General features: G+C 38.5%; 19 protein-coding genes. 5 read left to right on the forward strand and 14 right to left on the reverse strand.

Features of this window, described 5'->3' with window-relative positions; translation table 11 throughout:
• Window positions 1-156: 156 nt before the first annotated feature.
• Genes RB214_RS12895 through folB form a run of 3 tightly spaced genes read right to left on the reverse strand, consistent with a single transcriptional unit; the run spans window position 157 to window position 1,802 of the window.
• Window positions 157-957, reverse strand: a complete 801-nt coding sequence (locus tag RB214_RS12895; protein WP_149603106.1) for an undecaprenyl-diphosphate phosphatase — start codon at window positions 955-957, stop codon at window positions 157-159.
• Window positions 954-1,442, reverse strand: a complete 489-nt coding sequence (gene folK / locus RB214_RS12900) for a 2-amino-4-hydroxy-6-hydroxymethyldihydropteridine diphosphokinase (protein WP_024604057.1) — start codon at window positions 1,440-1,442, stop codon at window positions 954-956. Before folK ends, RB214_RS12895 begins: the two co-directional genes overlap by 4 nt.
• On the reverse strand, window positions 1,443-1,802 hold the full coding sequence (gene folB, locus RB214_RS12905; protein WP_024604056.1) for a dihydroneopterin aldolase: 360 nt from the start codon (window positions 1,800-1,802) through the stop codon (window positions 1,443-1,445).
• A gap of 230 nt (window positions 1,803-2,032) precedes the next feature.
• Here folB and plsY point away from each other — a divergent pair, with 230 nt between their 5' ends.
• Complete coding sequence (plsY, locus tag RB214_RS12910; RefSeq protein WP_002961038.1) at window positions 2,033-2,644, forward strand: glycerol-3-phosphate 1-O-acyltransferase PlsY; 612 nt, start codon at window positions 2,033-2,035, stop codon at window positions 2,642-2,644.
• 11 nt (window positions 2,645-2,655) lie between these two features.
• On the opposite strand, the gene tsaD is transcribed toward plsY, so the two are convergent.
• The 3 genes from tsaD to RB214_RS12925 are packed head-to-tail and all read right to left on the reverse strand — an operon-like array spanning window position 2,656 to window position 4,644.
• Window positions 2,656-3,669: a tRNA (adenosine(37)-N6)-threonylcarbamoyltransferase complex transferase subunit TsaD gene (gene tsaD / locus RB214_RS12915; protein ID WP_309167345.1), complete on the reverse strand. Its 1,014-nt coding sequence runs from the start codon at window positions 3,667-3,669 to the stop codon at window positions 2,656-2,658.
• 38 nt (window positions 3,670-3,707) lie between these two features.
• Window positions 3,708-4,298, reverse strand: coding sequence for a YjaG family protein (locus RB214_RS12920; RefSeq protein ID WP_002961040.1), 591 nt, complete (start codon window positions 4,296-4,298; stop codon window positions 3,708-3,710).
• Window positions 4,291-4,644, reverse strand: a complete 354-nt coding sequence (locus tag RB214_RS12925) for a DUF2007 domain-containing protein (RefSeq protein ID WP_309167347.1) — start codon at window positions 4,642-4,644, stop codon at window positions 4,291-4,293. The genes RB214_RS12920 and RB214_RS12925 overlap by 8 nt, the downstream gene beginning before the upstream one ends.
• Before the next feature lie 83 nt (window positions 4,645-4,727).
• Between RB214_RS12925 and RB214_RS12930 the strand changes: the two genes are divergently transcribed.
• The 3 genes from RB214_RS12930 to RB214_RS12940 all read left to right on the forward strand — a co-directional run bounded on the left by RB214_RS12930 (window position 4,728) and on the right by RB214_RS12940 (window position 7,124).
• The gene (locus tag RB214_RS12930) at window positions 4,728-5,150 is read left to right on the forward strand and encodes a DUF2721 domain-containing protein (RefSeq protein WP_002961042.1); all 423 of its coding nucleotides are present in this window, start codon (window positions 4,728-4,730) and stop codon (window positions 5,148-5,150) included.
• A 377-nt stretch (window positions 5,151-5,527) separates the two neighbouring features.
• Window positions 5,528-6,412, forward strand: coding sequence for a LysR family transcriptional regulator (locus RB214_RS12935; protein WP_002961044.1), 885 nt, complete (start codon window positions 5,528-5,530; stop codon window positions 6,410-6,412).
• Window positions 6,413-6,503: 91 nt separating this feature from the next.
• Window positions 6,504-7,124, forward strand: coding sequence for a 2OG-Fe(II) oxygenase (locus RB214_RS12940; RefSeq protein ID WP_002961046.1), 621 nt, complete (start codon window positions 6,504-6,506; stop codon window positions 7,122-7,124).
• Window positions 7,125-7,162: 38 nt separating this feature from the next.
• Here the strand turns inward: RB214_RS12940 and ubiA are convergent, their stop codons facing one another.
• Together ubiA and RB214_RS12950 are read right to left on the reverse strand one after the other, a co-directional pair.
• Complete coding sequence (ubiA, locus tag RB214_RS12945) at window positions 7,163-8,041, reverse strand: 4-hydroxybenzoate octaprenyltransferase (protein WP_182197283.1); 879 nt, start codon at window positions 8,039-8,041, stop codon at window positions 7,163-7,165.
• Window positions 8,038-8,577: a chorismate lyase gene (locus RB214_RS12950; RefSeq protein WP_165744228.1), complete on the reverse strand. Its 540-nt coding sequence runs from the start codon at window positions 8,575-8,577 to the stop codon at window positions 8,038-8,040. The genes ubiA and RB214_RS12950 overlap by 4 nt, the downstream gene beginning before the upstream one ends.
• Before the next feature lie 154 nt (window positions 8,578-8,731).
• Here RB214_RS12950 and RB214_RS12955 point away from each other — a divergent pair, with 154 nt between their 5' ends.
• A complete protein-coding gene (locus RB214_RS12955) occupies window positions 8,732-9,130 on the forward strand; it encodes a flagellar basal body-associated protein FliL (RefSeq protein WP_165744229.1) in 399 nt (132 codons plus the stop codon).
• A 3-nt stretch (window positions 9,131-9,133) separates the two neighbouring features.
• Here the strand turns inward: RB214_RS12955 and glpG are convergent, their stop codons facing one another.
• The 6 genes from glpG to RB214_RS12985 form a co-directional block, all read right to left on the reverse strand.
• Window positions 9,134-9,952 carry a rhomboid family intramembrane serine protease GlpG gene (glpG, locus tag RB214_RS12960; RefSeq protein ID WP_165744230.1) on the reverse strand — a complete coding sequence of 273 codons (819 nt, stop codon included), beginning with the start codon at window positions 9,950-9,952 and terminating at the stop codon, window positions 9,134-9,136.
• On the reverse strand, window positions 9,949-10,266 hold the full coding sequence (gene glpE, locus RB214_RS12965; protein ID WP_010554397.1) for a thiosulfate sulfurtransferase GlpE: 318 nt from the start codon (window positions 10,264-10,266) through the stop codon (window positions 9,949-9,951). The genes glpG and glpE overlap by 4 nt, the downstream gene beginning before the upstream one ends.
• Before the next feature lie 68 nt (window positions 10,267-10,334).
• Window positions 10,335-11,360, reverse strand: a complete 1,026-nt coding sequence (tdh, locus tag RB214_RS12970) for an L-threonine 3-dehydrogenase (protein ID WP_024595694.1) — start codon at window positions 11,358-11,360, stop codon at window positions 10,335-10,337.
• Between the two features lie 50 nt (window positions 11,361-11,410).
• Window positions 11,411-12,604, reverse strand: a complete 1,194-nt coding sequence (locus RB214_RS12975) for a glycine C-acetyltransferase (RefSeq protein WP_309167358.1) — start codon at window positions 12,602-12,604, stop codon at window positions 11,411-11,413.
• 159 nt (window positions 12,605-12,763) lie between these two features.
• Window positions 12,764-13,327, reverse strand: coding sequence for a D-glycero-beta-D-manno-heptose 1,7-bisphosphate 7-phosphatase (gmhB, locus tag RB214_RS12980; protein WP_309167360.1), 564 nt, complete (start codon window positions 13,325-13,327; stop codon window positions 12,764-12,766).
• The gene (locus RB214_RS12985) at window positions 13,327-14,385 is read right to left on the reverse strand and encodes a glycosyltransferase family 9 protein (RefSeq protein ID WP_309167362.1); all 1,059 of its coding nucleotides are present in this window, start codon (window positions 14,383-14,385) and stop codon (window positions 13,327-13,329) included. The genes gmhB and RB214_RS12985 overlap by 1 nt, the downstream gene beginning before the upstream one ends.
• Between the last annotated feature and the right edge of the window lie 29 nt (window positions 14,386-14,414).

Genomic DNA, 14,414 nt, shown 5'->3' on the forward strand with positions numbered 1-14,414 from the left:
TGCTCACTTTACAGCTATGCAAAGTTTAATGGCGCTATAATGCCAAAATTCGTGCTTAGTTACCATTGCGAGTAAGCATTTCACTCGTGCCAAAATGACCACTTGATAATAAAAAAGCCTTCTTAATTAGAAGGCTTTTTTATTAGTCATTATTTGCTACATCATTAAAAATACTATTAAACCTACACCGAGCAATAAACGATATATCACAAATGGCAACATGCCCATTCGCTCTATTACTTTTAAAAACATAAATATACATGCATAAGCCGATAAGAACGATAGCACTACACCTAGTAATAATGTATTCCAATCAACCACATGGTCACCCAAAGCAAGCTCTGCAGTATAATAAAGCCCCATCATAGAAATAATTGGAATTGCCAGTAAGAACGAAAAACGCGCTGCGCTTTGCTTATTCATTCCAAGCATTAAACCAGCAGTCATCGTAATACCTGAGCGAGAAGTTCCCGGGATCATTGCAACAGCTTGTGCAAAACCAATAATAAGTGCTGTTTTCCAATTAAGCTGATAAATAGTTTTAATTTGCTTACCTTTTGCATCCGCGTACCAAAGCAATAAACCAAACACAATTGTGGTAGTAGCAATTACCCAAGCGCTTCGTAGGTACAACTCTATAAAGTCTTTTAAAAGTAAGCCTAAAATAGCGGCAGGCACAGTGCCTAAAATTATCCACCAACCTAGCTTACTATCATCAGTAGTACCCTGTGCTCCAAAGGATTTAAACCACGCACTGAGTATGTCGACGACCTCTTTGCGAAAATAAATAACAACGGCAATTAAAGTACCAACATGTACTGCCACGTCAAACGCAAGCCCTTGATCTTCCCAGCCTAAAATTTGCGATGGGAGAATTAAGTGCGCAGAACTAGATATTGGTAAAAACTCAGTAAATCCCTGTATGAGGGCTAAAATAATTATTTCGATGATACTCATGGGTTAGAAAACTCCACCTTCCATAGCTTTTGTTGAGGGTTATTATATTCATTCCATAACTGCGCAATCGTTTGTTTAGCTACAGGATGATAGAAATCTGGGGCAACCTCGCTAAGAGGTTGTAATACAAATGCGTTTTTAGTTATTTCATCTCGTGGTAATTGTGCTGGAGAAGCGCAAATTACATCATCATAAAATAGTAAATCTAAATCGAGCGTTCGTGGACTAAACTTTTTATCGTTCGCTGTGCGTCCATTATCACGCTCTATTTGTTTTAATAAAGCGCATACATCAACAAGCGACATATCAGTTGTAGCGCCAACGACTGAATTATAAAAATTATTGCCAGCAAACCCTACTGCTTCACTTTCAAAAACAGACGAGTGTACAATATGTTCAAAGTGCTGCTTAAGTGCAATTAATGCACATTGTATATAATGCGCTTTATTTATATTTGACCCTAGGCTGATATAAATTTGAGCCATTTAGTCAGTTGCCTTAACACGTGTAATTTCAACACCTACAGTTTGCGCTTGTGCTACTGCTGCTGGTTTACTTACTCTTATAGTAACTTGTGGAGTATTAAACTCGCTTAAAATAATATGCGCTAATTGTTCAACTAAAGTTTCTAGCAACTCTACAGGTTTTAAAGTGCAGTGCTCAATAACTCGCTCACTTACTTTTGAGTAATCGAGTGCTAAATTAATATCGTCATTTTCAGCTGCAGGCTTAATATCGCTTAGCATTTCAATATCAAAATAAAGGCTCTGTTTACTTTCTTTTTCAAAGTCGTACACTCCAATAATAGTGTCGACGTGCAATTGAGATATAAAAACCTTATCCATTGATACTCCAAATAACAACAAACTACTAAGCAACTATACTAAGCATCAATAAAATTAATACTGTATATGGTTTAGCCAGTGTTTAAATATGTAAAAATAACTTCTACAATAGCAAAATAACTAAACTAGCTATTAAATAGTCTGTTAATAATTTTTACGATAAATTTAGCTGCCAATAATAGCCTAAAAGCACTATCAATTGGTATAGCAATTAAAAAATAAGGAAGCGCGTGTTAGCCACTATAATGTTTGTTTTAGCTTATTTACTTGGGTCGATTTCGTCGGCTATTTTAGTGTCGCGGTTGTTCAAACTCCCAGACCCTCGTAATAGTGGTTCTAATAACCCAGGAGCTACAAATGTTTATAGATTAGGCGGAGCATTTCCGGCTTGCTTGGTTCTAGTGTTTGATATTTTAAAAGGCACTATTCCGGTATGGGGGGCTTATTTTTTAGAAGTTGAACCTTTAGAGCTTGGTTTAGTCGCAGTAGCTGCTTGTTTAGGCCATATGTATCCACTGTTTTTTAGCTTCAAAGGCGGTAAAGCCGTAGCAACGGCATTTGGCTCATTATTACCTATTGGCTTATCATTGGCAGGTTTACTTGTGTGTACTTGGTTAGTTATAGTGGCAATAACACGCTATTCATCACTGGCGGCGCTTGTAGCTGTATCTTTAGCGCCCTTGTATACATGGCTAATAAAGCCACTTTATACTCTTCCCGTTACTTTTATCACGCTGTTAATTATATTTCGTCACCGTACTAATATTATTCGATTATTTAGTGGGGAAGAACCAAAAGTGGGTGCTAAAAAAGCACCCACCGATGAAAACAAAAATATCTAAAATATGAGTCATTAAATCGGCTCAAGGCTATCTATAGGCCAACGAGGTTTTGTTTTCATATCAAGCGTGGCAAATTGCCCTGCTTTTAAACGTTGCATTCCGGCATAAGCAATCATTGCACCATTGTCGGTACAAAATTCAGTACGCGGATAAAACACTTCGCCTTTCATACCTTTCATTACGCGTTCGAGCTGCAGTCGAAGCTGTGTATTCGCACTTACGCCACCGGCGATAACCAAACGCTTAATACCTGTTTGTTTAAGCGCACGCTTGCACTTAATAACGAGGGTATCAATAACCGCAGTTTGAAATGCATGCGCTATATCAGCTTTGGTTTGATCATCGTCGTCCTTTTCACGAATCGTGATTGATGCCGCTGTTTTTAGACCACTAAAACTAAAATCAAGACCTGGCTTGTCGGTCATAGGGCGAGGAAATACAAAGCGCTTTGCTACGCCTTGTTCAGCCATTTTAGCTAAGCGTGGGCCACCGGGGTAATCAAGACCAAGTAACTTAGCCGTTTTATCAAAGGCCTCGCCTGCGGCATCATCAACTGACTCACCTAGTACTTCGTATTGTCCAATACCCGCTACTTTAACCATCATGGTATGACCGCCCGATACAAGCAATGCAATAAACGGAAACTCAGGGGTATTTTCCTCAAGCATCGGAGCAAGTAAATGCCCTTCCATGTGATGTACTGCTACCGCAGGTATATCCCAGCCGTATGCTAATGAGCGACCAATAGACGTACCTACCAATAATGCACCAACTAGACCTGGGCCTGCAGTATAAGCAATACCGTCTAAATCTTCAGGGCCACAACCTGCTTGTGCAAAAGCTGCATCTATAAGTGGTAATGTTTTACGAACATGATCGCGCGATGCAAGTTCCGGCACTACACCGCCGTAATCAGCGTGTACTTTTACTTGGCTGTATAATTGATGAGCTAACAAGCCTTTTTCGTCATCATATATTGCAATACCCGTTTCATCACATGACGATTCAATGCCTAAAATTCGCACTGTACTTCTCCTGCCTTTTAAATTCTACTTTGCTACTTTTATAACGTAAGACCAATATTTGTTTGGCCATCTTCAAGGGCAAACTTTTTTAGTGCCTTTACGCTATCAGAGGTAATACGCCCCATATTTTCTACAAAATCAATTAGCTCACCTAATACTTCAATTTCGTACTGCATTAATGGGTGCTCTCTCACTGCTGTGTTATCAGCAATCTCACCTTCAACCGTCATTTGATATTCAATAAAGCGAGCCACTGTTGCTTGAGATATTTTGCTCACACTAATGAACTCTTGCTCATCTTGCGCCACTAAACCGTGCATTAAGCTAAGTAAAGACGTTGCAGCATCAATAGCAGGATAAGTACCAAACATATCAAAATCAGCAAGTTCAGGAACATTTGGCTCTATTTTTTCAACTTGTTTTTCGAGATCTATTTTACTTTTAGGCAGTAATATTTTTTCCCAACAAACATTAAGCGAATTACGTAATAAGGTTTCATCACCAAACCCCGTTGCTTCGCTAAATAAACCGTAATTTGGCAGCATTCGCTCTATTAAAGCACTTGCTAAGACGGCCTTTTGTAAATAGTTAAGCTCTCTAATACGCTGAAAATTATTTGCTTTAGTCATTCTTTAACGTCTCACACGACCAACAAAAATCAAATGTTGATCCATTATGCTCATTACAATTAGGGCATACCCAATCTGGAGCGGATTGTTTTACTTGTTGATAGTTTATCAATATTTGCCGCGCATGGCGCTCTTTTATCGCATAAACCTGCACACTAACTTGCGCCTGATCAAATGGAATTTCTCCTAATGCGCCTTGGAGCATCTCGCCTTTTATTTTACATTCAATACCACCAGTTTGTATTAAACCTTTAATAATATTAGCTTCAAGGGTGTTTTCGGCTTTATAAATTGTGATCCACTGAAAAGAGCTATCTGTTGTGTTGTTATTATTAATATTTTGCAATACTCACCTCATTTATTTTGTGTTAACAATATCCTACGCTAAATTATTAGCATACTAACATGCTGCACTTTTAAGGAATCAACATGACACTAACAACTCCGGGCTTACTTTTTCCGGCCATATCGCTGCTATTACTTGCCTATACAAACCGATTTTTAGTTTTAGCGCAATTAATTAGGGAGCTAAATGCGCGTGAAGGTGAATCTATTCGGCCTGTTGTAGTGGCTCAAATCACTAACTTACGTAAACGTATTAAGCTAATTAGAACGATGCAAGTGTACGGGGTAGCCTCTTTTCTACTGTGTACACTATCAATGTTTGCATTATTTATTGAGTTTAATGCCACAGGAATTATTTTATTTGGCATTAGCTTAGCTTGCTTAAGTTTATCGTTATTAACGTCTTTATTTGAAATACATATTTCCTGTGATGCAATCGAGATAGAACTACAAAGCATTGAAAATAAACCACTAAGTAGCCGAATAAATAGAAATTTTGTAAAATAGTTTATTATAAATAAAACACTCTATTATTTGTCACAATCATGTTGTATGAATGCCCCTTTTTGGGGCGTACTTTTTTATTAATTAGAACAATTTAATCCAAATATACTAACTAACTTACTGACTACAAATAAGTTTACTTAGCTAGCCCATTGCAAAAACATAGATAAAATACAATAAACAACTAGTTATGAATTTAAAAAGCAATACTATTTGGTCGCTTTTCTCTTTAATTAATACTAAAAGGGGGGTATCCTGCTGGAAACACGTATGAACTTGCAACCGTATTTCAATATAGAATTTTACTAAACTTTAGAATAAAAATTAATATATTTGATGTCCGTGGTATCTGCGACTTACTTATAAAAAGGGACTATAAAGTGAGATTTGAACAATTAGAGCAATTTGTAGCACTTGGTATATTACGTCATTTTAGACAAGCTGCTGAACAAACCCAAATTAGTACTTCAGCGCTAACGCGCAGCATTCAAACACTTGAAGATGAAATGGGATATGAGTTAGTAAAACGCTCAACACGCTCTGTTAAATTAACGCCAGAAGGCGAGCTTTTTCTAGAATATGCTAAAACAACCCTATCGGAACTTGAGCTAACGAAAAAGCGGATTTTTCAATCAGTAAACGGTAATGCCAATGAAAAGCTCGTTATTGGGTATACCAATAAGGCAAGCAGCATAGTACCTATTTCTTGTGGACAGTTTTTAGCTCAATACCCTCATATAAAAATTGAGATGCAGCTACAAGATCAGCAAGAGCTAACACGCAAACTCCAACAGGGTGAAATAGATATAAGCGTATACTCTCAAGCTATTAACAGCATTGGTAGTGACATTCACTTACCAGATCAGCTTGTATTATTTGTTTCAAAAAACCACCCTCTTGCCCATAAAAACGATATAAGTAAACAAAACCTTGATAGCTACCCGATGTTTGGCTGTTTCTCTGAGTCTAAACAAGTACAAACTATGCTTAATGAAGCGATTGATTCTTTAAATAAATCATCAAGTATTAAAGTGGGCAGTATTGAGCAAGTGATGGCAGGTGTAGTTAAATCAGATCATTTTGCTATTGCAAGCATTGAACATGCTAATGCAATCGCAGAGAATTCTGAATTAGTACAACTTAAAACAAATAAAGGTTTAAACCACGAACAACTCGTTGTACAAACAAGCCAACAGACGTCGATTACTGAACATGTAGAGCATTTACTATCGCTTATAAAAAAAGCGGGTGCTGCATTTAGCTAATCTGATGTTTCAAAAAGTGCGGCACAATAAACAGTAGCTTTTAACAGCTTTTCGGCTACACTGTCGCACCTTTTTTAAACAGCTGATGTGAATGAACACACTTTTTGGTCCTGATGTCTATTTAGATGATATAGAACGCCAAGGATATACCGTAATTCATAACGCGCTTATTGCCGATTTAGTTAACGATTTAGTTGCAGACTGCCACCGTATAAACCCTCACTTTAGCCTTGCTGGTATTGGTCGATTAAATGACTTACAAATAGATAAAACCGTACGTACTGATAAAACCTATTGGTTTGACGGCAGCTCTCAAGCACAGCTTACCTATCAAGCAATAATGCAAAGTATAAAGACTACGTTAAATCGCAGTTTTTTTATGGGGTTATTTGATTACGAATGCCATTATGCAAAATATACACAGGGTGATTTTTACAAAAAGCACTTAGATGCATTTAAAGGTCGCTCTAATCGAGTATTTACAACGGTACTTTATTTAAATACGCCTAAGCAAGGTGGCGAACTTGTTATTTATAAACCTAAAAGTAAAGAGATAGAAATAACAATTAAACCAACTGCTGGCACATTAGTAATGTTTGAAAGCGAACGCTTTGCCCACGAAGTACTTCCCGCCGTTGACGATCGCTATTCTATTGCAGGCTGGTTTAGAAAAAACGCCTCTATTAGCGGCATTATTGATCCGCCCCGATAACTCCTAATAGAGCATTTTAACAGCCTTTATTGAGGTTTTTAAAATGCTATTGGGTATGAAAGTAATAACCCTATAAAGATAGCCAAACCCACGTAATGATTATTTAAAAACGCTTTAAAACAGGCATCTCTTTCACGTTTATGAATAAGCGTTTGTTGGTATGCCAATAGGCCCGCAGCAATACTTAAACCAACGCCAAACGCGACACTTAAATGATTGCTTATACCAATAAAAGCAACCAACGCTATAAATACAGCATTAAGTAAAAAGATAATATGGCGGTCGTATTTACCAAATAAAATAGCGGTTGATTTTACCCCTATTTTTAAATCGTCGTCCCTATCAACCATCGCATACATGGTGTCGTAAGCCACTGTCCAGCAAATATTGGCTATAAATAATAACCATGCCTGCTGTGGTAGTGCATTAATTGAAGCCATATACGCCATAGGAATAGCCCAACCAAATGCAGCCCCTAAAACAACTTGAGGTAACTGTGTATAGCGCTTCATAAAGGGGTAACAAAAGGCTAAAGCCAAAGCTCCAAAAGAAAGCAAAATAGTATTAACGCTAAGCATTAATACTAAAATGAACGCAATAACTATGAGTAGTAAAAATAGACTAAGTGCTTCACCACTACTCACCTGCCCTGAAGCTAGCGGCCGTTGAGCTGTGCGTTTTACCGAGCCGTCTATTTTTCTATCTGCAAAATCATTAATTACACACCCTGCGCTACGCATAACAACAACGCCCAGCGTGAATATAATAAGGTTGAGTAAGCTCGGCATCCCACTATTAGCAAGCCATAAAGCCCAGTATGTTGGCCAAAGTAATAACAAGGTACCAATGGGCTTATCTATACGCATTAACTGTATATAATAAGGAATATGTTTTGGCTTTAAAGCGGCTAATTTCATGAGTATAAATATGCTCCAGGTAAAAACACTTCACACACTAAAAACTTATATTCTTTGAGTGAGAATACACTTCGACGCCCTAGTAAGTTTTTCTCGGGTAAGTTCAATTTTGTAACTAATTGCTGAATAGGGTGCGTGTCATCAAAATAAGCAATTTCTATATCCGTTCTTTTTAATGCTGGGTCCTGAAAAATCACATCACCTAAAGGACGCTCGCCCATATTGTGCAAAGGATTAATAGAATCATTTTTCGGAAGCCAGCTTTGTGCGTACACCACTGGTTTGTTATCGCACAGTAAGAGAACTTCTCGATTCATAGCTGTTTTAGCTGTGCTATTTAGTAGTAAGTTTTGCTCTGGGCTTAAAGTAAATAACTGCTCACTTAATACCTTTACATTAAAAGTTTTTGAGTTGCTTTTTAATTTAGCCGTTAATGAATTCTGTTCAAAAAGCCACTCTTGCTCTAGAGGAGATAAGTCACTTATATAAGAAGTGGACTGCCAATTAGCAGATATAGACAGAGGATAAGTAATCATAATAGCTCAACAAAATAAAAAACAACGAGATGATACCATTGCCAAAGCTTTTGAAAAAGTGATGTTTTATAACCATAAATAATTGCTTGGCGCTGTTTATTACCTACTATTAAGTATAAACTATTTGTAACAAGTTTTAAGAAACGCTTTAAATATGAAAAAAATAGTATACGCAGGTCTTTTTACATTCTTTGTAAGCGTTATAAGCTTTACAGCTCGTGCTGAATCCACAGTTGGTTATTTTGGTTTTGAGCCAGATATAATCACCAACTACATTGGCGCATCAAGTAAAAAAATGGGCTATGTGCGTGTAACTATTGATTTAATGCTTACTGATACTTCTGATATTGCACTGGTTGAACACCACACGCCATTACTTCGTGATGCCCTAGTAGAGATTTTATCTAAAGAACCAGAAGAAAAAATAAAATCACTTACTGGCCGTGAAGAAATACGTGCAAAGTGCGCCGAAAAACTAAAAAGCCTGCTAAAAGAAGAAACAGGACAAGAGATCATCCGTGAAGTCTTGTTCACTAAATATTTATATCATTAGTATTTAACGTTTTGCGTTAAATATTTTGGCGGTATAGGCAAAAGCCATACCGCTAAGTAACCCACCTAAGTGCGCCCAATTAGCCATACCTACAAACAATACATCAGCAAACCCAAGCACTAACCAAATCAACATAAAGCCAACAATAGCCGTACTTACAAGCGCAGGCTTGTTAGGATTTAAAAAGCTATGAATCCAGCAAAAACCAAGTAGCCCATACACCACACCACTCAAGCCGCCAAAATTGGGGCCAACCATTAAGTATTGTGCCCAATTACTTATAAGTGCAGTTACTAAAAACAAACCTATTAGGGTGAGTTTTCCGCATTGTTTTTCGATATTGTCACCAAGCGACATCCACCAAATTAAATTAAACACTATATGCATCGCGCTAAAATGTACGAGGGCGGGCGTTAACCAACTTAAAGGCTGCGTAGGTTTAAACTGCATCATGGTGTAAATGGTCTCAAAACCACCTAGGAAAAAAGCAAAATAAATTATAACGCTTACAATACTTACGGTTTGATTTAACCAGCTAAGCGCTTTAAATCGCGTCATTAGATTAAGTGATTGCCCTTGGTATTTAAGCGGCGATTGTGTGCTACCTACATCCCATGAAGCTTGTTGATAGCGTTCATGGTTAGGGTTTTGTGTAAATTCGGCCCATAAAGGTTGTATTTGATGAAAATGCTCAGGCGCAACACTAATAATGACATTGCTACCATCTGAGGAGCTTAATTGTCCTTGTAAACCTTGGCTTTTTAAATAATCTATAAAGCCCTGTGCGGCGCGCGGGTTATTTAAACTGCCAAGCTCTATCATCGCTCTACTTTCTCGCTGTAAGCAGCTTCCCAAGCTGTAAAGCCGCCATCCATACTGTAAACGTCTTCAAAACCTTGCTCAACTAAGTAGCTAGCTGCGCCTTGTGAGCTCATACCGTGGTAGCAGACAATAATAATTGGCTGATCGAATTCTTTTTCCATCATAAATTGTGCGATATTACCGTTAGAAAGTGCTTCTGAGCCTGGAATGCGACCGGCTTGATACGAATTAGGATCGCGAATATCTGCAATTACCACGTCTTCTTTATCTAAAAGCTCTAACGTTTGCGCTATAGAAATATGTTTAAATGCCATTGAAATCTCTTTAATTAATAGTATAAAAAAGGCGGCTAAAGCCGCCCTTCTTGTAATTTAGTGAGGAACTAATCCCAGTTTAAAATTACTTTACCTGACTGACCTGAAATCATCATATCAAAGCCAGCTTGGAAGTCATCCACAGAATATTGATGTGTAATGATTGGGTTTAAATCTAGGCCAGATTGAATCAAACTTGCCATTTTGTACCACGTTTCGAACATTTCGCGACCGTAAATACCTTTAATCACTAAACCTTTAAAAATAACTTGGTTCCAGTCAACTGCCATATCAGATGGTGGAATACCCAGCATGGCAATTTTACCGCCGTGGTTCATATTATTAAGCATTGAATTAAACGCGCTTGGCACACCTGACATTTCAAGGCCAATATCAAAACCCTCTGTCATACCTAGCTCTTTCATTACATCTTCAAGCTTTTCATTGGCAACGTTTACAGCGCGTGAAGCCCCCATTTTACGTGCTAAATCTAGGCGGTATTCGTTTACGTCGGTAATTACAACGTGGCGAGCACCAACATGTTTTGCAACAGCTGCTGCCATAATACCAATTGGGCCTGCACCAGTGATAAGTACATCTTCGCCAACTAAGTCAAACGATAGTGCGGTATGAACTGCGTTACCAAATGGGTCGAAAATAGAAGCGAGTTCGTCAGAAATATTATCTGGAATTTTAAATGCGTTAAATGCAGGAATAACTAAATATTCGGCAAACGCACCTTCACGGTTTACACCTACACCCGTTGTATTACGGCATAAATGTACACGCCCTGCACGACAATTTCGACAATGCCCACACGTAATATGCCCTTCGCCAGATACGCGGTCGCCAACCTGAAAGCCACGAACTTCTTGGCCCATATCAACGACTTCACCAACATATTCATGGCCAACAACCATAGGCGTTGGAATGGTTTTACTTGCCCATTCGTCCCACTTGTAAATATGTACGTCGGTACCACAAATAGCTGTTTTGCGAATTTTAATCAGTAAGTCGTTATGACCTACTTCTGGCTTTGGTGCATCTGTCATCCAAATGCCCGGTTCTGCTTTTAATTTTGATAATGCTTTCATAATCCACACTCAATTAAAAAACCGAAGCGAGGCTTCGGTTTAAAATAAAATTAAATAACGCCCATTTCTTTACCAATACGGGTAAATGCATCGATAGCTGTATCGAGTTGCTCAATACTATGTGCCGCTGAAATTTGTGTACGAATACGCGCTTGCCCTTTTGGTACTACAGGGAATGAAAAACCGGTTACGTAAATGCCTTCAGCAAGTAATTTATCAGCCATTAACGAGGCTACTTTGGCATCTCCTAGCATTACGGGGATAATTGCATGATCTTTACCTGCACACGTAAAACCAACAGCTTCCATTTGCTCACGGAAATATTTAGCATTTGACCAAAGTTTAGCGCGAAGCTCGCCGCCATTTTCAAGCATTTCAAGTACTTTAATTGATGCAGTAACAATTGAAGGCGCTAATGAGTTTGAGAACAAGTATGGGCGTGAACGCTGACGTAACCATTCAACAATTTCTTTTTTACCTGATGTATAACCACCTGAAGCACCGCCCAGCGCCTTACCTAATGTACCGGTGATAATATCTACACGGTCTAATACATTACAGTACTCAGGTGTACCCTTACCGTTTTCGCCAACAAAGCCAACTGCGTGAGAGTCATCTACCATTACAAGCGCATCATATTTATCGGCTAAGTCGCACACAGCTTCTAAATTACAAATAACGCCGTCCATAGAAAACACGCCATCGGTAGCAATTAGTTTAGTTTTAGCACCGGCTTCGTCTGCTGCAATAAGTTGCTTCTCAAGATCAGCCATGTCGTTATTTGCATAACGAAAACGTTTAGCTTTACATAAACGTACACCGTCAATAATTGATGCATGATTTAATGAATCAGAAATAATAGCGTCTTCTGCGCCTAAAATAGTTTCGAACAAACCTGTATTTGCGTCAAAACATGAAGAATATAAAATAGTATCTTCTGTTTCTAAAAACGCACTGATTTTTTGCTCTAGTGTTTTATGGATATCTTGCGTGCCACAAATAAAACGAACAGACGCAACACCAAAACCATGATTATTTAAACCATTTTGCGCCGCTTCAATTAACTCTGGGCTATTAGCTAAACCTAAGTAGTTATTAGCACAAAAGTTGATTACTTTACCTGATGCAACTTCGATTTGAGCTTGCTGCTGGGACTTAATAATACGTTCGTTTTTATACAAACCTTCGGTTTTTACGTCTTCAATTTGCTGTTGTAGCTGGCTAAAAAAAGCAGATGCTCTCATCTAGGTTCTCCATATATTTGAACGGGTAAACAACCGCACTTTCGCGGCTGTTTATTATGCGGGGTATTGTAAAAGTTTAATGGGTAAAATGCACGGTTTGCAGTTCGTCGCAAACGCCCTCAGTTGGAAGGAATTCCTGCCAGTTTACAGGCTGTTTATTTATGTGTTTAAAAGTGCAGGTAAACTACTTATAGAATCGATAATTAAATCAGCTTCTTGCTTAGCGCTTTCGTCAAAGCTTTGCCCTGAACGCACTAAAACGCGTGTAGTGATGCCCGCTTTTTTCGCAGCCTTCATATCACTGAGTTTATCGCCCACCATAATACTGCAAGCAGGGTCGATATTATGCTCTTGTATGCCTTGTAATAACATACCTGGCGCAGGCTTTCTGCAACTGCACTCTTTCAAATATTCAGGGCGCGCTTTTTTAGGGTGATGCGGGCAAAAATACACATCGGTAACTGCAATGCTGTGGGCACTAAACTGGTCTTTCATCCAGTCGGTCAGTGCTAAAAAATCAGCTTCGGTGTAATAACCTCGACCAATTCCAGATTGATTAGTGACGATTATGATTTTATAGCCTACATCATAAAATGTTTTACAAGTGCTAAAAACACCGTCAATAAATTCAAATTTATCGCTTTGATACACATAACCATGATCAACATTTACCACGCCATCTCGGTCTAAAAAAAGCGCTTTATTTTTTTGTTGTGCATTCATTACAAAGACTCTTTTTGTACAACATGGTCAAACATCGCTTTTACATCATCAACTGTAATTTGGCTCATTAAATCATCGCCTTTTACGCGTGTACCCCACGAGACTTGCTCAGCCGTTTTACCTGTTTGCTTAAACAAGTTTTGATGATAAACCTCTACCACGTAGTCTTGATATAAATAAGGACCTGTGCGTGCTGGATTTGAATGTGCATATAAACCAATAACCGGCGTACCAACTGTTACTGCCATATGCGCAGGACCCGTGTCGGGGGCAAGCACTAAGCTGCCACGCTTTAACACGCACAACAACTCTTTGAGTTTTGTTTTACCTACTAAATTTAAAATAGGCGTGTTGCTGTGCTCAATAATGCTATTTGCTAGGTTAATTTCAAGCTCTGTTGGACCACCCGTCAATACCACCTTAAAGCCTTGCTCGCTTGCATAATCAGCCAATGTGGCATAACGATCAGCGAGCCAATTACGCTGCGCTTTACTAGCTGCGGGCGATATTACTAATAGTTTATTAGTTAGGTATTCTGGTGTTAGTAACTCATCTGCAACCGCTTGGTCTTGCTCGGTATATGGCATGTTCCAACTCGGTTTATAATCAGAAACACCAATGGCTTTTGCAAAACCTTTAAAGCCTTCAAGAACGTGCGCCTGAGCTTGTGGATCTATTCGTTTATTAATAAATAAGCTATGTAATTCTTTTGAACGAGCCCTATCGAACCCTATTTTTACTTTTGCAGGAATACAACGCGCTACAAACCCAGCCCTTAATGCAACTTGCATATTAAGAAGCACATCAAACTTTTGGTTGTTGAAGCGTTGCTTTAAGCTTTTAAGCGCTGCTTTGCCTTGCTTTTTATCAAATACCACCAGCTCAACACCCTGTAAGTCAGCAAGTAACATGGCTTCTATTTTGCCAATTACCCAGGTGATTTTCGCATTCGGGTGTGCTTTTTGAATGGCTTGTACAGCACTCACACCATGACATACGTCACCAATGGCAGAGAGTCTTAATATACAAATAGATGAATAATTAGGAGCTTGAGTCACACATTCCCTTAGGTATTTAATACAAAAGC

The sequence above is a fragment of the Pseudoalteromonas sp. HL-AS1 genome (genome assembly GCF_031198785.1).
GTDB lineage: Bacteria > Pseudomonadota > Gammaproteobacteria > Enterobacterales > Alteromonadaceae > Pseudoalteromonas > Pseudoalteromonas distincta.

Coding starts and splice junctions, on each gene's coding strand:
- RB214_RS12895 (WP_149603106.1), bottom strand. CDS start 957: ATGAGTATCATCGAAATAATTATTTTAGCCCTCATACAGGGATTTACT.
- folK (WP_024604057.1), bottom strand. CDS start 1,442: ATGGCTCAAATTTATATCAGCCTAGGGTCAAATATAAATAAAGCGCAT.
- folB (WP_024604056.1), bottom strand. CDS start 1,802: ATGGATAAGGTTTTTATATCTCAATTGCACGTCGACACTATTATTGGA.
- RB214_RS12920 (WP_002961040.1), bottom strand. CDS start 4,298: ATGACTAAAGCAAATAATTTTCAGCGTATTAGAGAGCTTAACTATTTA.
- RB214_RS12930 (WP_002961042.1), top strand. CDS start 4,728: ATGACACTAACAACTCCGGGCTTACTTTTTCCGGCCATATCGCTGCTA.
- RB214_RS12940 (WP_002961046.1), top strand. CDS start 6,504: ATGAACACACTTTTTGGTCCTGATGTCTATTTAGATGATATAGAACGC.
- ubiA (WP_182197283.1), bottom strand. CDS start 8,041: ATGAAATTAGCCGCTTTAAAGCCAAAACATATTCCTTATTATATACAG.
- RB214_RS12950 (WP_165744228.1), bottom strand. CDS start 8,577: ATGATTACTTATCCTCTGTCTATATCTGCTAATTGGCAGTCCACTTCT.
- RB214_RS12955 (WP_165744229.1), top strand. CDS start 8,732: ATGAAAAAAATAGTATACGCAGGTCTTTTTACATTCTTTGTAAGCGTT.
- glpG (WP_165744230.1), bottom strand. CDS start 9,952: ATGATAGAGCTTGGCAGTTTAAATAACCCGCGCGCCGCACAGGGCTTT.
- glpE (WP_010554397.1), bottom strand. CDS start 10,266: ATGGCATTTAAACATATTTCTATAGCGCAAACGTTAGAGCTTTTAGAT.
- tdh (WP_024595694.1), bottom strand. CDS start 11,360: ATGAAAGCATTATCAAAATTAAAAGCAGAACCGGGCATTTGGATGACA.
- RB214_RS12975 (WP_309167358.1), bottom strand. CDS start 12,604: ATGAGAGCATCTGCTTTTTTTAGCCAGCTACAACAGCAAATTGAAGAC.
- gmhB (WP_309167360.1), bottom strand. CDS start 13,327: ATGAATGCACAACAAAAAAATAAAGCGCTTTTTTTAGACCGAGATGGC.